The 22,349-nt window shown below is 70.0% G+C and carries 22 protein-coding genes; 17 read left to right on the top strand and 5 right to left on the bottom strand.

Features of this window, described 5'->3' with window-relative positions; genetic code table 11:
* Nucleotides 1–9 precede the first annotated feature (9 nt).
* Both EV137_RS06500 and EV137_RS06495 read right to left on the bottom strand, forming a co-directional pair.
* Nucleotides 10–246 carry a ribbon-helix-helix domain-containing protein gene (locus EV137_RS06500; RefSeq protein WP_133998594.1) on the bottom strand — a complete coding sequence of 79 codons (237 nt, stop codon included), beginning with the start codon at nucleotides 244–246 and terminating at the stop codon, nucleotides 10–12.
* Between the two features lie 38 nt (nucleotides 247–284).
* On the bottom strand, nucleotides 285–956 hold the full coding sequence (locus EV137_RS06495) for an LON peptidase substrate-binding domain-containing protein (RefSeq protein WP_133998591.1): 672 nt from the start codon (nucleotides 954–956) through the stop codon (nucleotides 285–287).
* A 147-nt stretch (nucleotides 957–1,103) separates the two neighbouring features.
* On the opposite strand from EV137_RS06495, the gene hisD reads away from it, so the two are divergent.
* The 5 genes from hisD (at nucleotide 1,104) to EV137_RS06470 (ending at nucleotide 6,275) form a co-directional block, all read left to right on the top strand.
* Nucleotides 1,104–2,429, top strand: a complete 1,326-nt coding sequence (gene hisD / locus EV137_RS06490; protein WP_134127156.1) for a histidinol dehydrogenase — start codon at nucleotides 1,104–1,106, stop codon at nucleotides 2,427–2,429.
* Nucleotides 2,429–3,547 carry a histidinol-phosphate transaminase gene (locus EV137_RS06485; protein WP_134127154.1) on the top strand — a complete coding sequence of 373 codons (1,119 nt, stop codon included), beginning with the start codon at nucleotides 2,429–2,431 and terminating at the stop codon, nucleotides 3,545–3,547. The genes hisD and EV137_RS06485 overlap by 1 nt, the downstream gene beginning before the upstream one ends.
* Nucleotides 3,544–4,143, top strand: coding sequence for an imidazoleglycerol-phosphate dehydratase HisB (gene hisB / locus EV137_RS06480; RefSeq protein ID WP_133786250.1), 600 nt, complete (start codon nucleotides 3,544–3,546; stop codon nucleotides 4,141–4,143). Before EV137_RS06485 ends, hisB begins: the two co-directional genes overlap by 4 nt.
* Nucleotides 4,140–4,781, top strand: coding sequence for an imidazole glycerol phosphate synthase subunit HisH (gene hisH / locus EV137_RS06475; RefSeq protein ID WP_134127152.1), 642 nt, complete (start codon nucleotides 4,140–4,142; stop codon nucleotides 4,779–4,781). The genes hisB and hisH overlap by 4 nt, the downstream gene beginning before the upstream one ends.
* A 90-nt stretch (nucleotides 4,782–4,871) precedes the next feature.
* The gene (locus EV137_RS06470) at nucleotides 4,872–6,275 is read left to right on the top strand and encodes an alkaline phosphatase PhoX (protein WP_134127150.1); all 1,404 of its coding nucleotides are present in this window, start codon (nucleotides 4,872–4,874) and stop codon (nucleotides 6,273–6,275) included.
* Here EV137_RS06470 and EV137_RS06465 read toward each other — a convergent pair.
* Entirely contained in the window at nucleotides 6,272–6,685 is a 414-nt protein-coding gene (locus tag EV137_RS06465) for a ferritin-like domain-containing protein (RefSeq protein ID WP_134127148.1), read from the bottom strand. The genes EV137_RS06470 and EV137_RS06465 overlap by 4 nt on opposite strands.
* Complete coding sequence (locus EV137_RS06460; protein WP_134127146.1) at nucleotides 6,682–7,233, bottom strand: cell division protein FtsK; 552 nt, start codon at nucleotides 7,231–7,233, stop codon at nucleotides 6,682–6,684. The genes EV137_RS06465 and EV137_RS06460 overlap by 4 nt, the downstream gene beginning before the upstream one ends.
* A 150-nt stretch (nucleotides 7,234–7,383) precedes the next feature.
* Here EV137_RS06460 and rimP point away from each other — a divergent pair, with 150 nt between their 5' ends.
* From rimP to EV137_RS06420, 8 genes are all read left to right on the top strand, one after another.
* Nucleotides 7,384–7,914 (top strand): ribosome maturation factor RimP, encoded by a 531-nt coding sequence (gene rimP / locus EV137_RS06455; protein ID WP_238175129.1) that lies wholly within the window; start codon nucleotides 7,384–7,386, stop codon nucleotides 7,912–7,914.
* A 1-nt stretch (nucleotide 7,915) separates the two neighbouring features.
* Nucleotides 7,916–8,908: a transcription termination factor NusA gene (gene nusA / locus EV137_RS06450; RefSeq protein WP_133786256.1), complete on the top strand. Its 993-nt coding sequence runs from the start codon at nucleotides 7,916–7,918 to the stop codon at nucleotides 8,906–8,908.
* Between the two features lie 44 nt (nucleotides 8,909–8,952).
* Nucleotides 8,953–9,282 (top strand): YlxR family protein, encoded by a 330-nt coding sequence (locus tag EV137_RS06445; RefSeq protein ID WP_134127143.1) that lies wholly within the window; start codon nucleotides 8,953–8,955, stop codon nucleotides 9,280–9,282.
* A 135-nt stretch (nucleotides 9,283–9,417) separates the two neighbouring features.
* Nucleotides 9,418–12,630, top strand: coding sequence for a translation initiation factor IF-2 (infB, locus tag EV137_RS06440; RefSeq protein WP_134127141.1), 3,213 nt, complete (start codon nucleotides 9,418–9,420; stop codon nucleotides 12,628–12,630).
* Between the two features lie 100 nt (nucleotides 12,631–12,730).
* Nucleotides 12,731–13,168 (top strand): 30S ribosome-binding factor RbfA, encoded by a 438-nt coding sequence (gene rbfA / locus EV137_RS06435; RefSeq protein ID WP_202870369.1) that lies wholly within the window; start codon nucleotides 12,731–12,733, stop codon nucleotides 13,166–13,168.
* Between the two features lie 20 nt (nucleotides 13,169–13,188).
* Entirely contained in the window at nucleotides 13,189–14,079 is an 891-nt protein-coding gene (truB, locus tag EV137_RS06430) for a tRNA pseudouridine(55) synthase TruB (RefSeq protein ID WP_134127139.1), read from the top strand.
* Between the two features lie 34 nt (nucleotides 14,080–14,113).
* Entirely contained in the window at nucleotides 14,114–14,956 is an 843-nt protein-coding gene (locus EV137_RS06425) for an LLM class flavin-dependent oxidoreductase (RefSeq protein WP_134127137.1), read from the top strand.
* A gap of 20 nt (nucleotides 14,957–14,976) precedes the next feature.
* Entirely contained in the window at nucleotides 14,977–15,882 is a 906-nt protein-coding gene (locus tag EV137_RS06420; protein WP_134127135.1) for an NAD-dependent protein deacetylase, read from the top strand.
* A 40-nt stretch (nucleotides 15,883–15,922) separates the two neighbouring features.
* Here the strand turns inward: EV137_RS06420 and EV137_RS06415 are convergent, their stop codons facing one another.
* Nucleotides 15,923–16,993, bottom strand: coding sequence for an SGNH/GDSL hydrolase family protein (locus EV137_RS06415; RefSeq protein WP_134127133.1), 1,071 nt, complete (start codon nucleotides 16,991–16,993; stop codon nucleotides 15,923–15,925).
* Nucleotides 16,994–17,112: 119 nt separating this feature from the next.
* Between EV137_RS06415 and EV137_RS06410 the strand changes: the two genes are divergently transcribed.
* The 4 genes from EV137_RS06410 to EV137_RS06395 all read left to right on the top strand — a co-directional run bounded on the left by EV137_RS06410 (nucleotide 17,113) and on the right by EV137_RS06395 (nucleotide 22,285).
* On the top strand, nucleotides 17,113–18,075 hold the full coding sequence (locus tag EV137_RS06410; protein WP_133998550.1) for a bifunctional riboflavin kinase/FAD synthetase: 963 nt from the start codon (nucleotides 17,113–17,115) through the stop codon (nucleotides 18,073–18,075).
* Nucleotides 18,076–18,210: 135 nt separating this feature from the next.
* Nucleotides 18,211–18,483 carry a 30S ribosomal protein S15 gene (gene rpsO, locus EV137_RS06405; protein WP_130379758.1) on the top strand — a complete coding sequence of 91 codons (273 nt, stop codon included), beginning with the start codon at nucleotides 18,211–18,213 and terminating at the stop codon, nucleotides 18,481–18,483.
* A gap of 278 nt (nucleotides 18,484–18,761) precedes the next feature.
* Nucleotides 18,762–20,975, top strand: coding sequence for a polyribonucleotide nucleotidyltransferase (locus EV137_RS06400; protein WP_134127131.1), 2,214 nt, complete (start codon nucleotides 18,762–18,764; stop codon nucleotides 20,973–20,975).
* The gene (locus EV137_RS06395) at nucleotides 20,972–22,285 is read left to right on the top strand and encodes a M16 family metallopeptidase (protein ID WP_134127129.1); all 1,314 of its coding nucleotides are present in this window, start codon (nucleotides 20,972–20,974) and stop codon (nucleotides 22,283–22,285) included. Before EV137_RS06400 ends, EV137_RS06395 begins: the two co-directional genes overlap by 4 nt.
* Nucleotides 22,286–22,349: the final 64 nt, after the last annotated feature.

The following is a 22,349-nucleotide window of genomic DNA, read 5'->3' as shown; positions in this document are numbered from 1 at the left end:
ACGTCGTACTCAGTCGAGGTCGCTGAGCACGGTGCCCGCGGCCGCGGGGGCGAGGCCCTCGAGGTCGGCGTACTCACCCTGTTCGTTCAGGATGGCGAGATCGCGGGCGGCCAGCTCGCGGCGCCGCTCACGCACCATCGCCCGGGCGACCACAGAGGCCCGGCTCGTCGCCTTGTCGGTGGCGACGAGCTCGTCCATGAAGTCGACCAGGTCGTCCGGCAGCCGGACCGTGATCTGCTTACTCATACCACAACCATACCGCTATGGGATTCACATCGGTACGGCTAGTTGGGGGAGAGGGCGGACCAGGCGATGAGGTCGGTGGCGGGGAGGGAGGGGAGGGCGGTGATTGCGGAGAGTTCGGTGTCGATGAGGGCGATGAGCTGGACGAGGCGGGTGGTGATGTCGGTGGCTTCGAGGAGCTTCTGGCGGTCGGGGGTCATGAGTTTCATCGCGGCCGACATCAGGTACGACAGGGTGCCGGGGTCGTCGGGGAGGTCGCCGAGGTGCAGGCCGGGGCGGCTGATCTCGCTGACCGCCTCGGCGTACTTGCGGAACCTCTCGAGCGCGATCGTCGCCGTACCCAGCGGGTCGTCGCCGAGGTCGTCGGGCAGCCACTCGACATCCGCGACCAGGTAGTCGCCGCCGCCGTCCAGCTCGCTCACCTTGAACCGGCGGTTGCCGGTCAGCGTCACCTCGACCGGTCCGTCGTCGTCCGCGTCCAGCGAGATCTCGGAGATCGTCGCCGCGCAGCCGGTCCCGTACAACGACCGGAACACCCGCTCACCCAGCTCGTACCCGTCCCGGACCGCGAGCGCGCCGCAGACCAGTTCGCCGCCGTTCTCGACCAGGTCCCGGACCACCGCACGGCCCTGGACGTCGGTCACCGGAATCGAGACCACCAGGCCGGGAAAGATCACCGTGTCGACAGTGAGCAACGGCAGGCGGGAGTCCATGGCAACGAGCCTAGTGGACATATGCCCACATCACGGCCCGTGACAGAGCCAGTGACAGGGCCAGTGACAGGGCCGGTACGGCGTCGCTCGCGGCCGAGGTGTGGATATGGGGCCGAGCGGCCCGGCCCGCGCCACTAGACTGGCGCCATGATTCGCCGCGTCGACCTGCGGGGCCGAGTGGCGGCCGGAGAGGTCTTCGACCTCCAAGCCGAAGTGAATGCCCTCGTTCCCCGAGCCGTGTTCGACGTCGAGAAGGCTCTCGACGTCGTCCGACCCATCTGCCTGGACGTCCGCCATCGCGGCCTCGAGGCGATCAGGGAGTACGGCGAGAAGTTCGACCATGTGCGCGTCGAGGACATCCGGGTCCCGGCCGAGGCGCTGAAGACCGCGCTCGAGGAGCTCGACCCGGAGGTGCGCAGCGCCTTCGAGGAGTCGATCCGCCGGGTCCGCGAGGTCAGCCAGGACGAGCTCACCGCCGACATCGCCTCCGAGCCCGCGCCGGGCGGGCGGGTGACCCAGCGGTTCGTCCCGGTCCAGCGCGTGGGGCTCTATGTCCCGGGTGGCCGTGCGCCGCTCGCATCGAGCGTCCTGATGAACGTCGTTCCGGCTCAGGTGGCCGGCGTACCGTCTCTTGCTGTTGCCTCCCCGCCGCAGAAGGAGTTCGGCGGCCTGCCGCACCCGACGGTGCTCGCGGTGTGCGCGCTGCTCGGGATCGAAGAGGTGTACGCGATGGGCGGCGCGCAGGCGATCGCCGGGTTCGCGTACGGCTTCGACGGTTGCAAGAAGGTCAACCTGATCACGGGCCCTGGCAACATCTACGTGGTCGCGGCCAAGCGGTTCCTGCTGGGTGAGGTCGGTATCGACTCCGAGGCCGGCCCGACCGAGATCGCGGTCCTCGCCGACGACTCCGCCGACCCGAAGCACGTCGCCGCCGACCTGATCAGCCAGGCCGAGCACGACCCGATGGCCGCCAGTGTCCTGGTCACGCCGAGCGAGTCGCTGGTCGCCACGGTCGAGACCGAGCTCCTGATCCAGGTCCCGAAAACCAAGCACCAGGACCGCGTGACGGAGGCGCTGAAGGGTCAGCAGTCGGCTGTCGTGCTGGTCGACGACCTCGACCAGGGCACTGCGGTCGTGGACGCGTACGCCGCCGAGCACCTGGAGATCCAGACCGTGGACGCCGAGGAGCGCGCCGGCCTGATCACCAACGCCGGCGCGATCTTCGTCGGCAGCTGGTCGCCGGTGTCGCTCGGCGACTACTGCGCCGGCTCGAACCACGTCCTCCCGACGGCCGGGTGCGCCTGCCACTCGTCCGGCCTGTCCGTGCGCAGCTTCCTCAAGGCGGTCCACGTGATCAACTACTCGCGCGACGCACTGCACGACGTCGCCGGTCACGTCGTCAGGCTGGCGCACGCCGAGGACCTGCCCGCCCACGGCGCCGCGGTGTCCGTGCGCTTCCCAGAGGAGCGGTGATGGGCCGCTTCGACGGGCTGCCGATCCGCGAGGAGTTGAAGAGCTTCGAGCCGTACGGCGCCCCGCAGCTCGACGTCCCTGTGCTCCTGAACGTCAACGAGAACCCGTACCCGGCGAGCGAAGCAACGGTCGCAGACATCGCCGCGGCGGTCACCGAGGCCGCCCGTGGCATGAACCGCTACCCGGACCGCGAGTTCATCGGCCTCCGTGCGGATCTCGCGGCGTACCTGGGGCGCGAGTCCGGCGCGCACCTCGAGCCGGAGCAGCTCTGGGCGGCGAACGGGTCCAACGAGGTGATGCTCCACGTCCTGCAGGCCTTCGGCGGTCCTGGTCGTACGGCGCTCTCGTTCGCGCCGACGTACTCGATGTATCCGGAGTACGCGCGGGACACGAACACCGCTTGGGTCACCGGCCGCCGCGCCGAGGACTTCACGCTGGACAAGAGCAAGGCGCTGGCGGCGATCTCGCGGCACCGCCCGTCGGTGGTGCTGCTCGCCTCGCCGAACAACCCGACCGGGACGGCGCTGCCGATCGACGTGACCGAGGCGATCGTCGCGCAGGCCGCTGCACAGGGCGCCGTGGTCGTGGTCGACGAGGCGTACGCCGAGTTCCGCCGCACCGGCACGCCCAGTGCGGTCAGCTTGTTGCCGTCGTACCCGAATCTCGCGGTCGCGCGCACGATGTCGAAGGCGTTCGCGATGGCGGGCGGGCGGGTCGGATATCTTGCCGCGAGCAAGCAGTTCGTGGACGCGTTGCGGATCGTTCGGTTGCCGTACCACCTGTCCGCGGTGACCCAGGCGGTCGCGCGGGCGGCGTTGCGGCACTCCGACGAGTTGCTCGGCCGGGTCGAGCAGCTCCGGGTGGAGCGGGACGAGACCGTCGACTGGCTGCGGTCGCTGGGGTTGCGCGCGGTCGACTCGGACGCGAACTTCGTCCTGTTCGGTACGTTCGCGGATCGGCACGCGGTCTGGCAGGCGTTGCTGGACGACGGCGTACTGATCCGGGAGACCGGTCCGGACGGCTGGCTGCGGGTCTCGATCGGCACCGGCGACGAGATGGCCGCGTTCCGCGCTTCACTGGAGCGCATCCTCAAGACTGACGTAGGAAGGCTGACATGAGTCGGACTGCCCGGATCGACCGGGAGACGAGCGAGTCCAAGGTCCTCGTCGAGCTGAACCTCGACGGCGAAGGCCGGGCCGATATCTCGACAGGCGTTGGGTTCTACGACCACATGCTCAACGCGCTCGCCAAGCACGCGCTGCTCGACCTGCACGTGAACACGGTCGGCGACCTGGAGATCGACGCGCACCACACGGTCGAGGACACCGCGATCGGGATCGGTCAGGCGCTGCGCGAGGCGCTCGGCGACAAGCGCGGGATCCGCCGGTTCGGCGACGCGACCGTGCCGCTCGACGAGGCGCTGGTGCACTGCACGGTCGACCTGTCCGGGCGTCCGTACTGCGTGCACACCGGCGAGCCGGACGGTCAGGTGTACGCGATCATCGGCGGCGACTACGCCGGCTCGCTGACCCAGCACGTGTTCGAGACGCTCGCGTTCAACGCCGCGATCTGCGTCCACATCCGGGTGCTGTCCGGCCGCGACCCGCACCACATCGTCGAGGCGCAGTTCAAGGCGTTCGCCCGCGCGCTCCGCGCCGCAGCCGAGCTGGATCCGCGGCAGCCCGGCATCCCGTCCACCAAGGGCGCCCTGTGAGCAAGAAGGTCGTCCTGCTCGACTACGGTTCCGGCAACATCCGGTCGGGGGAGCGGGCGCTGCAACGCGTCGGCGCCGACGTCACGGTGACCGCCGACTTCGACGCGGCCTGCAACGCGGACGGTTTGCTCGTCCCGGGCGTGGGCGCCTTCGAGGCCTGCATGACCGGCCTGAAGGCGGTCCGCGGCGATGTCGCGGTCGACCGCCGGCTGACCGGCGGCCGTCCGGTGCTCGGGATCTGCGTCGGCATGCAGATCCTGTTCGCCCGCGGTATCGAGCACGGTGTCGAGACCGAGGGCTGCGAGCAGTGGCCCGGCACCGTCGAACGCCTGCAGCCGAAGGACGACCAGCCGGTCCCGCACATGGGCTGGAACACCGTCGACGTACCGTCCGGCACGAAGCTGTTCGACGGCATCGAGAAGGAGCGGTTCTACTTCGTCCATTCGTACGGCGTTCGCGAGTGGCAGCTGCTGGACGCCCGCGAGTCGGTCGCGCCGCTCGTGACGTGGACGACGTACGGCGCCGATCGTTTCGTCGCCGCCGTCGAGAACGGCCCGCTGTCCGCCACCCAGTTCCACCCGGAGAAGTCCGGTGACGCGGGCGCGGCGCTGCTCGAGAACTGGGTCCGGTCCTTGTAAGCGAGTGACACTCGTTCTCTTGCCGTTCGGTTGTTGTTTACCGTACGTTCACTGGTCACCACTGCTTGTCGTCGAGCGAGGAGACCGCCCATGTCCGAAGCGCAGTCCAGTTCCCTGTCCAGGCGTCAGTTCGTCGGCCGCGCGGCGGCGGCCGGGGTCGCGGTCACGGTGGCCGGCTCGGTCGACGCGCTCTACACGGCACAGCCCGCGCTCGGCACGTCCGGCCCGAAGATCGGTTACGGACCGCTGATCGAGGACCCGAACGGCATGCTCGACCTGCCGCGCGGGTTCAGCTACAAGATCCTGTCCCGCGAGGGCACCGTCCGGCCGGACGGGCTGCCGATCCCGAGCCGGTTCGACGGTATGGGCGTGTTCCCGGACCGCGACGGCGGCTCCCGCCTGGTCCGCAACCACGAGTGCAGCCCGACGTCGAAGATCAAGGTCGTCGCGCCGGCCGAGCGGACCTACGACCCGGCCGCTGCCGGCGGCACCAGCACGCTGGTGGTCGACCGGCAGAACGGCGCCCAGAAGGAGTTCGTCAGCCTCGGCGGTACGGCGATCAACTGCTCCGGCGGCCCCACGCCCTGGCGTACCTGGCTGACCTGCGAGGAGACCGAGCTCAAGGCCGGACAGAGCGGGTACACCAAGGACCACGGCTTCATCTTCGAGGTCGACCCGTACGACGACCGCCGCAACGTCGACCCTCATCCGCTGACCGCGATGGGCCGCTTCCAGCACGAGGCCGTCGCGATCGACCCGCGGACCGGGATCGTCTACGAGACCGAGGACGCGTTCGTCGCGCCGCTCGGTGGCTTCTACCGCTTCCTGCCGAACCGTACCCGCGGCGGCTGGGGCTCGCTGCGCGCCGGCGGCGAACTGCAGGCGATGCACATCCCCGGCCTGCCGGACCTGTCGGTGGTGCAGGAGGCCGGCGCCGAGTTCCACGACGTGCAGTGGGTAACGGTGCCGGATCCGCTGGCGAAGACCGAGTCGGTCCGGGCGCAGGACTACGCCAAGCCGATCACCGGCGGCTACAAGCTCGAGGGCTGCTGGTGGGGCGACCTGGACCGGTGCGTGTACTTCGTGTCGTCGTTCGCCCGGACCGAGCTCGGCCCGAAGGTCGACCACGACGGCCAGGTCTGGCGGCTCGACCCGCGGAAGCGGACGCTCCGCCTCGAGGTGATCTTCACCCGCCCGAAGCCCGGCTCCGACGACCCCGAGTTCGATGCCCCCGACAACATCACGATGTCGCCGTACGGCGGGCTGATGATGTGCGAGGACGGCCTCGGCGAGCAGCACATCCTCGGCACCACGGAGGACGGCGAAGTCTTCAAGTTCGCCCGCAACCGCGTCAACAACGGCACCCCGGAAGAGCCGGAGTACGGCGAACTGTCCGGGGTCGGCTTCTCCGCCGACGGCCGCACGATGTTCTTCAACGTCTACACACCGGGCATCACCTACGCGATCACCGGCCCATGGCGCCGTAGGCGTTAGGCGATCGCGCCTGGGAAGGGGAGCGGGGTGCCGCCCCAGGTGAGTTGGCTGGTCGCGTAGCCGAGCAGGGTCTCGATCGCGAACGTCCGTACCGCGGGTTGTTCGGCGGCCTCGACGAGGTCGCCGTACACCGCGGCGATCCGGCGCTCGATCAGCAGGACGAGAGCGGTTGCCGTGGCGGTGCTGCTGACAACCTGGGGGAGGTCGTACGCCGGTTCGGCCGCGACCGGGGTCTCGCCGGCGGCGACCAGCAACGCGCTCAAGTGGTCGCGGTTGTTGCGGTGGACCTCGAACGTGTCGGTCGCGTCCCGGAACCTGGCCCCGCTGAGCTTCCCCCCGGCGACGCCCACGCCGTACAACGCGGCATGCTCACCGGCAAGCGCGGCCTGCAGGGCTTCCACCTCGTTCATGGGGCGTCCTTTTTCTTCGGGGTGAGGGTCGAGGACAGTTGGGTTTCGGACGCGGCGATTTCGGCGAGGAGGCGGGCCGGAGCGCCGGACAGCTTGGCTGCGGCTGCCGCGTGAGCGACGGCCGCGGCTTTCTCCTGCTGGGCGATGGCGGCCAGCGCGGCCTGCGCACTCGCCGGGACCGCAGACCTGGCTGCCTTGGCTGCCACACCCTCGGTCTCCTTGAGCTTCGCCAGGTGGCTCACGTGGTACTTCGCGCCCGCGGCGAGCCGGGCCCGCAAAGCCGGGAACTTCCGGCTCGCGGTTGCGTAGAGCTGGGACAATTGAGTCACCTGGGTCGCCGCAGTACTGAGCGCCGCGACGACTGCCGGGTCGACGGTCGGTGTCTCCCCGGTCGGCCCCGGTGACGTCGGCGTGCCGTTCACGGCGCCGTTCGTTCCCGGCGTACCGGCCCCGGAGGCGTCGTCCTTGCAACCGGCCAGCGCGACCGCGCCCGGGACAAGGGCGGCGGTGACGAAGACGGTACGTCGGCTGAGGCGGCGTTCAGGCACGGCGGAACGATACCCGGTGCGGCGCCCACGACCGGTTCGGGAGAGCCGATGACCTGGATCGAAGCACCGGGCGGATATGGTGGGCTACTGCTCTCGGCCGAACCGCCGGGAGCCGAACGGGTGCACAACTGGAGAGAGGCAGGTCAACCTGTGAGCCGAAAGCCGGGCCCCACGAGCCACACGGACACCACGAGCCTCGAGAATTTCCTGCGGCCGATCGTCGAGCAGTTCGGCTGCGACCTGGAGGCAGCGGACATCACGCCGGCCGGGCGCCGCCGCCTGCTGCGCGTCCTGGTCGACCGCGACGGCGGCATCAGCCTGGACGACATCGCCGAGGTGACCCGGGCCATCTCCAAGGCGCTCGACGCCGACGACATCATGGGCGAGGGCGCCTACACGCTGGAGGTCTCCAGCCCCGGCGTCGACCGGCCGCTCACCCTGCCCCGGCACTGGCGCCGCAACATCAGCCGGCTGGTCGCGGTCACGCTGAGCGACGACACGAAGCTGACCGGCCGCATCAAGTCCGCCTCCGAGGAGGCGGCCGAACTGGACGTCGACGGCAAGCGGCAGAGCGTCGCGTACGCCGACGTGGCCAAGGCCAAGATCCAGATCGAGTTCAACCGGACCGCCGGCAACGACGAAAAAGAAACACCTGCCGACGGCACGGTGGAGGAGAACTGACATGGACATCGACATGGCCGTGCTGCGGTCGCTGGAACGGGAGAAGGACATCTCCCTGGACGTGGTCGTCGAGGCGATCGAGCAGGCGCTGCTGGTCGCGTACCACCGCACCGAGGGCGCGCAGCAGCACGCCCGCGCCGAGCTGGACCGCAAGACCGGGCACGTGACCGTCTTCGCCCGCGAACTGGCCGAGGACGGCACGCTGGCCCGGGAGTACGACGACACCCCCGCCGACTTCGGCCGGATCGCCGCCACCACGGCCAAGCAGATCATCCTGCAGCGGCTGCGCGACGCCGAGGACGAGGTGCGGTACGGCGAGTTCTCCGGCAAGGAGGGCGACATCGTCTCCGGTGTCGTCCAGCAGGGCCGCGACCCGCGGTCGGTGATGGTCGACCTCGGCAAGATCGAGGCCGTACTGCCGGCGCCCGAGCAGGTGCCGGGGGAGAAGTACGAGCACGGCTCCCGCCTGCGGGTGTACGTCGTCGGCGTCCGGAAGGGCTTCAAGGGACCGCAGATCACGGTCAGCCGGACCCACCCGAACCTGGTGAAGAAGCTGTTCGCGCTGGAGGTCCCGGAGATCGCCGACGGCACCGTCGAGATCACCGCGATCGCCCGCGAGGCGGGGCACCGGACCAAGATCGCCGTACGGACCCTGAACCCGTCGGTGAACGGCAAGGGCGCGTGCATCGGGCCGATGGGTCAGCGGGTGCGCAACATCATGCACGAGCTGCACGGCGAGAAGATCGACATCATCGACCACAGCGACGATCCGGCGACCTTCGTCGGGAATGCGCTGTCCCCGGCGCAGGTTACGTCTGTCGAGGTGGTGGACGCCGCGGCCCGTGCCGCGCGCGTCGTCGTACCCGACTACCAGCTCTCGCTGGCGATCGGCAAGGAAGGGCAGAACGCCCGCCTCGCCGCCCGGCTCACCGGCTGGCGGATCGACATCCGGCCGGATACCGATGTGACTGGTGAGAGCGAGAAGGTAGACTGATCTCTCGGTCGGTCGACTGAGTCGTCACCACACCCCGAGGAACTGTGACAGAAACTGCAGACGCGCGCCCTGAGAAGCTTCGGGAGCGCACCTGTATCGGGTGCCGGAGACGGTGCAGTCCGACTGACCTGCTGCGGATGACGGTGTCCGAAGGACTTGTCCTTCCGGATCCCGGTCGTCGGGCACCCGGTCGCGGGGCGCATCTGCACCCGGCGATCGAGTGCTTCGAGTTGGCCGTCCGGCGCAAGGCGTTCCCACGGGCCTTCAAGGTCCAGGGTCCGCTCGACGTGACCGGGCTGCGGGAGTACGTCGCGCAGCGTGATAAGCAAGAAGCAGTGCAAAAGGCGGCCACCCGGCCGTCCGCGGCGGTCTGACCGGACCGTCGTGACCGACATGAAGGCGGGTCATCGACTCATGACCACTCGATGAGTGTCGAACGATGAGTGCAATGCGATGAGCATGTACGTCAACTAACGGTCCGCGCCCAGGCTCGGACCAGAGGGAGAGTAGTGGCAAAGGTCCGGGTCTACGAGCTCGCGAAAGAGCTCGGAGTTACCAGCAAGGTCGTTCTGACCAGACTGAACGACATGGGCGAGTTCGTCCGATCGGCATCCTCGACCATCGAGGCACCGGTTGTTCGGAGGTTGGCGGAGGAGTTCGAGAAGAACCCGCCGAAGAAGCGTGCGGCCAAGAAGGCCGCCGCCAGCACGTCTGCCGCGCCGCAGGCGACCGCACCGGTCGCACCGGCGCCCAAGCCGGCCCAGCCGGCTGCCCCGAAGGCTCCGGCCGAGCGCACCGCGCCGGCCGCTGAGGTGCGCACCGAGGTGGCTCCGGTCGCCGAGGCCCCGGCGGCTGCGGCCCCTGCGGCCGAGTCGGCGCCGGTGAAGTCGACGCCGGGAATCAAGCCGGGTCCGCGTCCGGGCCCGAAGCCGGGTCCGCGCCAGGAGTCCGCTCCGGCCGAGCCGGCTGCGCCTGCCCCGGTCGAGTCGGCTCCGGTCGAGTCCGCTCCGGCGGCGAGGACGGAGTCCCCGGCAGCGCCGTCGTTCGAGGCTCCGGCCGCGAAGGCAGCCCCGGAGACCCGTGGCCCGTCGGCCCCGTCGGCTCCGTCCACTGGGCCGCGTCGTACCGGTGGCGAGTCCGCGGCCCGTCCGGGTCCGCGTCCGGCGCCGGGTGCGAGCCCGCGTCCGGGCGGTCAGGGCGGCGGCCAGGGTGCTGGTCCGCGTCCGGGTGGCCAGGGTGGTCCGGGTGCAGGTCCGCGTCCGGGTGCGCCTCGTCCGGGCGCCCCGCGTCCCGGTGCGCCCCGTCAGGGCGGCCAGGGTGGCGGCGGTCCGCGTCCGGGTGCGCCGCGTCCGGGCAACAACCCGTTCAGCTCGACCCAGGGCATGCAGCGCGGTGGCGCACGTCCCGGCCCGGGTGGCGGCGGTGGGGACCGGCAGGCTCCGAGCCCGGCCGGGATGGCTCCGCGTCCGCCGCAGGGTCGCAGTGGCGGCGGCGAGCGCGGCGGTAGCGACCGTCCGCGTTCCGGTGGTGTTCCGGGCGCCCCGCGTCCGAACCCGGCGATGATGCCGAAGTCCTCGGCCGGTACGTTCACCGGCCGTCCCGGCGGCGGCTCCGGCGGTCCCGGTGGCGGCGGTGGCGGCGGCCGTGGTCGTCCCGGCGGCGGCCCGGGTGCCGGTCCGCGTGGCGGTGGCGGTGGCGGCGCCGGTGGCGGCTTCCGTCCCGGTGGCGGCGGCCCGAGCGGCCCGCCCGGTGGCGGCGGTGGCCGTCCGGGTCCGGGCAACCGCGGTCGTGGCGGGACGCAGGGTGCCTTCGGGCGTCCGGGCGGTCCGGCGCGTCGTGGCCGGAAGTCGAAGCGGGCGAAGCGCCAGGAATTCGACAATATGCAGGCTCCGGCCGTCGGCGGCGTGCGCGTCAAGCACGGTGACGGCGAGGTCGTGAAGCTGCCGCGTGGTGCGTCGCTGACGGACTTCGCCGAGAAGGTCGGAGTCGACCCGGCGTCGCTGGTCCAGGTGCTGTTCCACCTCGGTGAGATGGTGACCGCGACCCAGTCGGTGAACGAGGAGACGCTCGAGCTGCTCGGTACCGAGCTGAACTACGACGTCCAGATCGTCTCGCCGGAGGACGAGGACCGCGAGCTGCTGCAGTCGTTCGACATCGACTTCGGCAACGACGAGGGCGACGACAGCGACCTGGCTCCGCGGCCGCCGGTGGTGACCGTCATGGGTCACGTCGACCACGGTAAGACGAAGCTGCTGGACGCGATCCGGATGGCGAACGTCGTGGCCGACGAGGCCGGCGGGATCACCCAGCACATCGGTGCGTACCAGGTGACCACCGAGGTCGACGGCCAGGAGCGGGCGATCACCTTCGTCGACACCCCGGGTCACGAGGCCTTCACGGCCATGCGTGCCCGTGGTGCGCAGGCCACCGACATCGTCATCCTGGTGGTCGCGGCCGACGACGGCGTGATGCCGCAGACGATCGAGGCGCTGAACCACGCCCGCGCGGCAGGTGTCCCGATCGTGGTCGCGGTGAACAAGATCGACGTCCCGGCGGCGGACCCGACCAAGGTGCGCGGTCAGCTGACCGAGTACGGCCTGGTCCCCGAGGAGTACGGCGGCGACACCATGTTCGTCGACGTCTCGGCCAAGTCCCGGATCAACATCGACGGCCTGCTCGAGGGCGTCGTACTGACCGCGGACGCGGCGCTGGATCTGCGGGCCAACCCGAAGATGCACGCCGAAGGCATCGCGATCGAGGCGAACCTCGACAAGGGCCGTGGTCCGGTGGCGACCGTGCTGGTGCAGCGCGGCACGCTCCGGGTCGGCGACTCGATGGTGGTCGGTCCGGCGTACGGCCGGGTCCGGGCCATGCTCGACGAGCACGGCAACACCGTCGAGGAGGCGACCCCGTCGCGTCCGGTCCTGGTGCTCGGTCTGACCGCCGTACCAGGTGCGGGTGACAAGTTCCTGGTCGTCGACGACGACCGCCGGGCCCGGCAGATCGCCGAGCGGCGCGAAGCCCGTGCCCGTGCGGCCGCGAACGCCAAGCGTCGTGTCCGTCGTACCCTCGAGGACTTCATGGCCTCGATGGAGAAGGGCGAGGCCCAGGAGCTGCTGCTGATCCTCAAGGGCGACGTGTCCGGTTCGGTCGAGGCGCTGGAAGACGCGCTGGTCCGGATCGAGGTCGGCGACGAGGTCAACCTGCGGATCATCGACCGCGGTGTCGGTGCGATCAACGAGAACGACGTCAACCTGGCCATCGCGTCGAACGCCGTCATCATCGGCTTCAACGTGCGGCCGGCGGGCAAGGCCGGGGACCTGGCCGAGCGCGAAGGCGTGGATGTCCGGTACTACTCGGTCATCTACTCGGCGATCGACGACATCGAGGCCGCCCTGAAGGGCATGCTCAAGCCGATCTACGAAGAGGTCACCCTCGGCCAGGCCGAGATCCGGGAGATCTTCCGCTCCTCGAAGGTGGGCAACATCGCGGGTTGCTGGGTGACCAGCGGCCTGCTCAAGCGGAACGCGAAGGTCCGGTTGATCCGGGACGGCGCGGTGGTCGTCGACAACACCGAGCTGTCGTCGCTGAAGAGGTTCAAGGACGACGCGTCCGAGGTCCGCGAGGGCTTCGAGTGCGGTCTGACCATCAACAACTTCAACGACATCAAGATCGGCGACGTCGTCGAGGCGTTCGAGCTGCGCGAGAAGCCGCGGAGCTGACAGCAGGTGGTGCCCCTGATCCCAGGGGCACCGGAGTAACGTCCGGAGAGGCGCTGGTCGCCTCTCCGGACGTTGTTCATGAATGAAGGGGTGAGCCCTGATGGGTGAAGCAAGGGCGAAGCAGTTGGCCGACCGGATCCAGGTGCTCGTCGCGGAGCTGCTGGAGCGCCGGGTCAAGGACCCGCGGCTCGGATTCGTCACGGTCACCGACGCCCGGCTGACCGGCGATCTGCGCGAGGCCAGCGTCTTCTACACGGTGTACGGCGACGAGCAGGCCCGCGCGAGCACCGCGGCCGCTCTGGAGTCGTCGAAGGGCCTGATCCGCAGCGAGGTCGGCAAGGCGCTCGGTCTGCGGCACACCCCGAGCGTGGCGTTCTTCCTGGACGCCGTGCCGGAGACCGCGGGGCACATCGAGGAACTGCTCGAGAAGGCCCGGACGGCCGACGCCGAGGTGGCCAAGGCCGCCGCGGGCGCGAAGCCGGCCGGCGACGCGGATCCGTACAAGCACAAGGACGACGACGAGGACGAGCAGGACTGAGTGGGACTTGGGGTACGTCGTTGAGCCTTGACTTCACGCCGGCGTCGGACGGGATCGTGGTCGTCGACAAGCCTGCCGGCCTGACCTCGCACACCGTCGTCGCCCGGATCCGCCGGCTGGCGGGCACCCGGAAGGTCGGTCACGCCGGCACGCTGGACCCGATGGCGACCGGTGTCCTGGTGGTCGGCCTGAACCGGGCGACGCGGCTGCTCGGCCACTTGCAGCTGGCCGACAAGTCGTACGACGCCACGATCCGGCTCGGCGCCACCACGACGACCGACGACGCCGAGGGCGAGATCATGTCCACGGCTCCCGTCGACGGCATCACCGCCGAGGCGATCTCGGCGGCCGTCGAGGGGTTCCGCGGGGAGATCTCGCAGATCCCGTCGAAGGTGTCGGCGATCAAGGTCGACGGCCGGCGTGCGTACGAACGGGTGCGAGCCGGCGAAGAGGTCGCGCTCAAGGCCCGGGCGGTGACCGTGTCGCGCTACGACGTCCTCGACGTCCGGCCCGACGCCGACGGGATCTCGGTCGACATCTCGGTCGACTGCTCCAGCGGCACGTACATCCGGGCGCTGGCCCGCGACCTCGGCGCCGAACTCGGCGTCGGCGGTCACCTGACCGCGCTGCGCCGTACCCGGGTCGGATCCTTCGACCTCACGACGGCGCACACTCTGGAGTCCCTCGCCGAGTCCTTCGACTGGCTCCCGATCGCGGACGTTGCCGCAGGCACCTTCCCGCGGTACGACGCCGACGACGCCCAGTCGACCGCGATCCGCACCGGCCGCCCACTGCCAGGCCTCGAACTGCCCGTCGGCCAAACCGCGATGTTCGCCCCGGACGGCACCTTCCTGGCGCTCTACGAACCGCACGGCCCGGTCGCCAAACCCACCGCGGTCTTCGTCAGCTGATTTCTGTCGGTGGGGCGGCGTACCGTCCTGTCGCATGAAATACGGGTTCGTGATGGCGTACGGCGATGCGCGGGCCGCGGCTGAGCTCGCGCCGATCGCCGAGGCGCACGGCTGGGACGGGTTCTTCGTGTGGGAGTCGATCTGGGGGATCGACGCCTGGGTCATGCTCGGCGCCGCGGCGATGACGACCGAGCGGATCAGGCTCGGGACGATGCTCACGCCGCTGCCGCGCCGAAAACCGTGGGACGTGGCGGGACAGGTCTCGACCGTCGACAACCTCAGCGGCGGCCGGGTGATCCTCTCGGTCGGGCTGGGCGTGACGGGAGACGACCGGTTCTGGCTGTTCGAGGACGATCCCGGACGGAAGGTCCGCGCGGAGCTCATGGACGAGTCGCTGGAGCTCTTGCCGCATCTGTGGCGCGACCAACCGTTCGAGTACTCCGGCAAGCACTACCAGGCCCGCAAGATCGCCGAGCTGATGCCACCGGCGCCACCGCCGCCCGTGCAGCAGCCGCGGGTCCCGACCTGGGTCGTGGGCGGTTGGCCGCGGCCGAAGTCGATGCGCCGCGCGGCGCTGCAGGACGGCTGGCTCCCGGCGTACGTCGGCGACGGCGAGGTGACGCCAGAGGTCGTGGCCGAGGGCGTCGACTGGATCCGCAAGGAACGCGAGGCACAGGGCCTGACGATGGACGGGTACGACGTGGTCGCGGAAGGCACGACCCACGCCGGCGACGCCAAGGCAGCGGACACGGTCCGTCCGTGGGCCGAGGCGGGCGCGACCTGGTGGATCGACGCCGACTGGTCCTCGATGGATCCGGTCACCGTCCGCCAGGCTGCCGAGCGCCGCCTGAAAGCGGGTCCGCCACGCGTCGATTGATCTGCACGTACGCTGGAGTGGTGCGTTCTCGTCCGACGTTGGAGTGGTCCCCGGGCCCTGAGGTGCTGGCTTTGGAGCCGGGCGCGACGGACATCGGCCCGGTCGCGCAGACCGTGGCCGCCGGGCGCGTCGTCGTACTGAGTGGCGCCGGCATCTCGACCGAATCGGGGATCCCGGACTACCGCGGCGAGACCGGCAGCCTGCGGACGCACACCCCGATGACGTACGGCGACTTCACCGCGAGCGAGGCCGCCCGCCGGCGGTACTGGGCACGCAGCCACCTCGGCTGGCGCACCATCGCCCGCGCCGCCCCGAACGACGGCCATCGCGCCGTCGCAGCCCTCCAGGCCCGCGGCCACCTGAGGGGCATCATCACGCAGAACGTCGACGGACTGCACCAGGCGGCCGGCGCCCGCGATGTGATCGAACTGCACGGCAACCTCGACCGGGTGATCTGCCTCGGCTGCGGTACGACGTCCGCCCGCGAGGTTCTCGACCGCCGCCTCCGCGCCGCCAACCAGGCGTTCACGGCCGAGGCGACCCGCATCAACCCGGACGGCGACGTCGAACTCCCCGAGGACGTCGTCCGCACGTTCACCGTCGTTCCGTGCACGGTCTGCGGCGGCGTGCTCAAACCCGACGTGGTGTTCTTCGGCGAGAACGTCCCGAGGAGCCGCGTCGAGCGCTGCTACCGGCTGATCGAGGACGCGAACGCCGTCCTCGTCCTCGGTTCGTCCCTCACCGTGATGTCCGGGTTCCGCTTCGTCCGGCACGCCGCCAAGGCCGGTACGCCGGTGCTGATCGTCAACCAGGGCTTGACCCGCGGCGACCCGTACGCGACGTACCGCGTCGATCTCCCGCTCGGACGGGCCCTGACGGCGCTGACGGAACTGCTGGAAGAAGCCAGCGGGCCGAGCCACGCGTGAGGTGGCCCGGCCCGTGGTCCGCAGTACGGATTGGAAAGGGTCAGCGTTGCGCGCTGGTCCGTACGCGGTTCAGGGAGGCCTCGAGGGCCTTGGGGGAGAGAGCGGCCTGGAGTGATGCGGCTCGGGGTGACGCGGCTCGGGGTGATGCGGCGGCCTGCTTCGCCAGCGTGCGCGCCCGGGCGGCCCACGCGGCCTGCTCGGCGGCGGTGACGACCGGCTGTGCGCCGATGAGCGTCTTGTAGGTGAGCGCGGCCATGCCGGCCTCACCCTCGAAGCGCGGGTGGTAGTTCAGTGCCCGCAGCAGGTTGATGTCCTTGCCCTGGATCCACGCCTGACCGTCCGGGGCGCACGCGTCGTGCCCGGTGGACGGCCCGAAGGTGTCGACGTACGTCGCTCCGCCGGCCTCGGCTGCCGCGGAGACGGCCGCGTTCAGCTCCTCCTCGATCGAGTACAGGTACGCGTAGTCGCCGTCGGCGAACGGGAGGATCGACGGGCAGGTCCCGTGCTCCGGCGCGATCTTCGGGTAGCCGACCAGCACGACGGTGGCCTGCGGCGACCTCGCCCGGATGCCCTGGACGACGATCGCGATCCGGGTCTGCGTCTGGGCGATCTTGGCTTTCAGCGTGTCCACGCCGTCGACGGTGAAGTGCGCCTTGCACGGCGCTCCGGTCGGGTCGGAGGCTCGCAGCCCGGGGCAAGTGCCGATGATGTCGCCGAAGACACCGAAGTCGTTGCCGCCGATCCCGAGCGTCACCAGGTCGGTGTCCGGCGTCAGCGCGTCGAACTGCGGCGCGGCGGTGCCGAGGATCGTGCGCTGCGGCTGGGTCATGTTCGTGGTGTCCGCCCCGCCGCAGCTCACGTCGGTGAACCGGTGGACGCCGAGCGCCCCGGCCAGCAGCTTCGGATAGTTGCTGTACGAGCGGGCGCACCCGAGCGACAACAGGTCGGCCACGGGGACGAACGGCGCGGACGTGTACGAGTCGCCCAGTGCGACGTACCGCTCGAAGCCGGTGGATGTCGTGGAGCTCGGCGCAGCGGTGGCGGCAGCGGCAGGTAGGCCGGCCACCAGAGCGAGTGCAGCGCAGACAGCAACCAGACGGCGTAGCTTCACGAGACCTCCCCGGGCTCATCCAGTGCGCGGCCCACCATAAGTTGAGTCACCGCATGATTACAAGGGGTGATCGCGGACCTGGTGGACGCAAGGGAGGCGGGGCATGGAATCCTGCTGCCATGCGTGTCTGGCACGGATTGGACGAGGTGAGCCCGGACTTCGGGCCGACCGTCGTCACCATCGGCAACTTCGACGGCGTGCACCGGGGTCACCAGGAGGTGCTCGCGCACGCCCGCGCGCGTGCGGCCGAGCTGGGTGGTCTGCCGGTGGTGGCGATGACCTTCGACCCGCACCCGATGCGGGTCCTGCGGCCCGACCATGCGCCGCTGCAGCTCAGTGATCCCGCCCGGCGCGCCGAGCTGCTCGGCGAGGCCGGCGCGGACGCGGTGCTGATCCTCCCGTTCACCAAGGAGGTGTCGCACTGGTCGCCGGAGGAGTTCATCGAGCGCACGCTGGTGAACGCGCTGCACGCGAAGGCGATCGTGGTGGGTGAGAACTTCCGCTTCGGCCACAAGGCAGCCGGCCACGTCGACACGCTCGTCCAGGCGGGAACGCAGTACGGCTTCCAGGTCGAGGGGCTGAGCCTCGCGGGGGACGAGCAGCCCTGGTCGTCGACGTACGTGCGGCAGCGGCTCGCCGACGGCGACGTGGAGGCCGCCGCGGAGGCGCTCGGCCGCCCGCTGCGGGTCACCGGCGTGGTCGTCGAGGGCGACAAGCGCGGCCGCGAGCTCGGCTACCCGACGGCGAACATCCCGGCCGACCCGGGCGCAGCGGTCCCGCAGGACGGCGTGTACGCCGGATGGCTCACCGTGCTGACACCGGCACCGGGCGCCCCGGCGTACCCGGATCCGCTGCCCGCGGCGATCAGTGTCGGCAGCAACCCGACCTTCGACGGCGTGGACCGCCGGGTGGAGTCGTACGTGCTGGACCGCGACGACCTCGAGCTGTACGGCGCCACGGTCGCGATCGATTTCGTGGCCCGGCTGCGCGGTACGCAGATCCGGTTCGACAGCATCGACGAGCTGCTGGTGCAGATGAAGGCCGATGTCGACGGTGCGCGACGCCTGCTCAGGGCCGATTAGGCACCGGCAGGGCTGATTAGGGGGCGCGTCCACAGGCTGATACGCTGGCTGCTGCCGTCTGAACGGCCGCGGATCGAGAGTGCTCGGGTGAAGAATGCCCCGGTGCGCCGCGCAACGGAAATCGAGAGGACTCCTGTGTCATCTGTTGATGCCGCAACGAAGAAGAAGATCATGGGCGAGTACGCCCTGACCGAGGGCGACACCGGGTCCCCCGAGGTCCAGGTTGCGCTCCTGACGCACCGCATCGCTCACCTCACCGAGCACCTGAAGGAGCACAAGCACGACCACCACAGCCGTCGTGGCCTGCTGCTCCTGGTCGGTCAGCGCCGCCGGCTGCTGAACTACCTGGCGAAGAAGGACATCAACCGCTACCGGTCCCTGATCGAGCGGCTCGGCCTTCGCCGATGACTTCGCGAGGAGCGGCCCCCGAGACTCGGGTGGCCGCTCCTGGCGTATCCACGCCTTGGTGTGGAACAACTGAATATCGAATCACGTAAGACGTACGAGGCGACGCGAAGCGCGTGGCGGGACCACGACCGGTCCTCGGTAGTGGCTTTCGGGTACAGCCAGATGGTTGGCACAGACCCGCGAGCCTCGATCGAAGACCGGCATCCCGGAAGCTCGCGCCTCGCAGTCGTCACACTGTGAGAGAGGGGTATCCCGTGTCGGGATCCACACGTGCGCCCATGGAGGGCGCCGAATTCGCTGAGGCCGTCATCGACAACGGCAGCTTCGGCACCCGTACCATCCGCTTCGAGACGGGCCGTCTGGCCCAGCAGGCCGCGGGCTCCGCGGCTGCCTACCTCGACGGCGACACGATGGTGCTGTCGGCCACCACGGCCAGCAAGAAGCCCAAGGACCAGTTCGACTTCTTCCCGTTGACGGTGGACGTCGAGGAGCGGATGTACGCCGCGGGCCGCATCCCGGGCTCGTTCTTCCGCCGGGAGGGCCGTCCTTCCGAGGAGGCCATCCTGACCTGCCGGCTGATCGACCGCCCGCTGCGGCCGTCGTTCGTGTCCGGCCTGCGCAACGAGATCCAGGTCGTCATCACGGTCCTGGCGCTGAACCCGGACAAGCTGTACGACGTGCTCGCGATCAACGCGGCGTCGATGTCCACCCAGATCGCCGGGCTGCCGTTCTCGGGCCCGATCGGCGCCACCCGCGTCGCGCTCATCGGCACCCAGTGGGTCGCCTTCCCGACGCACACCGAGCTCGAGGACGCCGTCTTCGACATGGTGGTCGCCGGTCGTGTCACCGAGTCCGGTGACGTCGCGATCATGATGGTCGAGGCCGAGTCGACCCCGACCACCTTCGACAAGGTGGCCGCGGGCGCGCAGGCGCCGACCGAGGAGATCGTCGCCGAGGGCCTCGAGGCCTCCAAGGCATTCATCAAGACCCTGGTCGACGCGCAGTCCGAGCTGGCGGCCAAGGCCGCGAAGCCGACCGGTGAGTTCCCGGTCTTCCCGGACTACCAGGACGACGCGTTCGCCGCGGTCGAGGCTTCCGCGAGCGAGGAGCTCGCGCAGGCGCTGACGATCGCCGGCAAGCACGAGCGTGAGGACGCCACCGACGCGGTCAAGGCCGCCACGGTGGACAAGCTGGCCGCCGACTTCGAGGGCCGCGAGAAGGAGCTGTCCGCAGCCTTCCGCTCGCTGACCAAGAAGCTGGTCCGGCAGCGGGTGCTGAAGGAGAAGGTCCGCATCGACGGCCGCGGGCTGGCCGACATCCGGCCGCTGAAGGCCCAGGTCGGCGTGCTCCCGCGGGTGCACGGTTCGGCGCTGTTCGAGCGCGGCGAGACCCAGATCATGGGTGTCACCACGCTGAACATGCTCCGGATGGAGCAGCAGCTGGACACGCTCTCCCCGGAGACCCGCAAGCGGTACATGCACAACTACAACTTCCCGCCGTACTCGACCGGTGAGACCGGCCGGGTCGGTTCGCCGAAGCGCCGCGAGATCGGTCACGGCGCGCTGGCCGAGCGGGCCCTGGTGCCGGTGCTGCCGTCCCGCGAGGACTTCCCGTACGCGCTGCGCCAGGTGTCCGAGGCGCTCGGTTCGAACGGGTCGACCTCGATGGGTTCGGTCTGCGCCTCGACGCTGTCGCTGCTGAACGCCGGTGTGCCGCTGAAGGCCCCGGTCGCCGGTATCGCGATGGGCCTGATCTCCGGTGAGATCGACGGCGAGACGCAGTACGTCGCGCTCACCGACATCCTGGGCGCGGAGGACGCGTTCGGCGACATGGACTTCAAGGTCGCCGGTACGAAGGACTTCGTCACCGCCCTGCAGCTGGACACCAAGCTGGACGGCATCCCGGCCAGCGTGCTCGGCGGCGCGCTGACCCAGGCCAAGGACGCCCGCCTGACGATCCTGGACGTGATGGCCAAGGCCATCGACGCGCCGGGTGAGATGAGCGAGTTCGCGCCGCGGGTCATCTCGGTGAAGGTCCCGGTCGACAAGATCGGCGAGGTCATCGGCCCGAAGGGCAAGATGATCAACCAGATCACCGAGGACACCGGCGCCGACATCTCGATCGAGGACGACGGCACCGTGTACATCGGCGCGACCGACGGCCCGTCGGCCGAGGCGGCCCGGGCCGCGATCAACGCGATCGCGAACCCGACCATGCCGGAGAAGGGCGAGCGCTACCTGGGCACGGTCGTGAAGACGACCAACTTCGGTGCGTTCATCAGCCTGCTGCCGGGCAAGGACGGCCTGCTGCACATCAGCAAGCTGCGTCCGCTGGCCGGTGGCAAGCGCGTCGAGGCCGTCGAGGACGTGCTCTCGGTCGGTCAGAAGCTGCAGGTCGAGATCGCCGAGATCGACGACCGCGGCAAGCTCTCGCTGATCCCGGTCATCGAGGGTGAGGACGACAAGAAGGCGGAGGCAGACGCCGCCGAGTGACTCGCGCAATCACGAGCACCTTGCTGAGCCCGGAGGCGGGCGGTCCGGTCAAACGGACCGTCCTGCCCTCCGGGCTTCGCGTGCTCTCCCAGTCGGTGCCGGGCTTCCGCTCGGTCACGTTCGGCCTCTGGGTCGGCGTCGGCTCCCGCGACGAGCCGGAGCAGCTGGCCGGTGCGACGCATTTCCTCGAACACCTGCTGTTCAAGGGCACCGAGCGCCGCGACGCACTGGAGATCTCCGCCGCGATCGACGCGGTCGGCGGCGAGATGAACGCGTTCACCGGCAAGGAGTACACCTGCTACTACGCGCGGGTGCTCGACTCCGACCTGCCGCTCGCGGTCGACGTGATCTGCGACATGATCACCTCCGCCACGCTGACGAACGCGGACGTGGAGAGTGAGCGCGACGTCATCGACGAAGAGATCGCGATGCACGCCGACGAGACGTCGGACCACATCCACGACCTGTTCGCCGAACAGCTCTGGGGCAAGTCCCCGCTCGGTCGCTCGATCACCGGTACGCCGGAATCGGTCGCCGGGCTGTCCCGCCAGCAGGTCGTCGGCTGGTACCGGCGCCGCTACAAGCCCTCCAACATCGTCGTCTCGGTGGCCGCCAACGTCGACCACGCCGACGTGGTTCGCCTGGTTCGCAAGGCGTTCGAGCGTCATTGGGTGACGGCCGAGGCCGAGCCGGCCGCTGTACGACGTGGTTCCGGCAAGACCGTTCCGACGTACGGCGGGGTGCAGGTGCACCACCGTGACGTCGAGCAGGCGCACCTGGTGCTCGGGATGCCCGGGCTGGTCCGGAGCGACGAGCGCCGCTACATCGCCGGCGTACTGCACGGGATCGTCGGCGGCGGGATGTCGTCGCGGTTGTTCCAGGAGGTGCGGGAGAAGCGCGGACTGGCGTATTCGGTGTTCACGTTCGGTTCGGCGTACGCCGACGCGGGCATGGTCGGCGTGTACGCGGGCTGTCTGCCGAAGAAGGCTCCCGAGGTCCTGGACGTGATCCGCGGCGAGCTCGAGTCGATTGCCCGCGGCAACATCACCCCCGACGAACTGCTCCGCGGCAAGGGCCAGATGCGCGGCTCGGTCGTGATGGGCCTCGAGGACACCGGCGCCAAGATGACCCGGATCGCGAAGGCCGAACTCGTGTACGGCGAACTCCCCACCGTCGACGAGATCCTGCACCGCATCGACTCGGTCACCCTCGACGACGTGACGGCCCTGGCCGCCGACCTCTACGCCGGCACCCCCGCCCTCACCGTCATGGGCCCCTTCAAAGAAACCACCACCGCCTTCACCCTCTGAATCTCAAGAGCCTCTGGACAAGCGCACACCGGTGTGAGGATGGCCTGGGGACCGGCGCATCATC

This window comes from Kribbella pratensis (assembly GCF_004366075.1).
In the GTDB taxonomy this organism is placed as follows: domain Bacteria; phylum Actinomycetota; class Actinomycetes; order Propionibacteriales; family Kribbellaceae; genus Kribbella; species Kribbella pratensis.
This window is presented reverse-complemented; position numbering and strand designations above follow the sequence as displayed.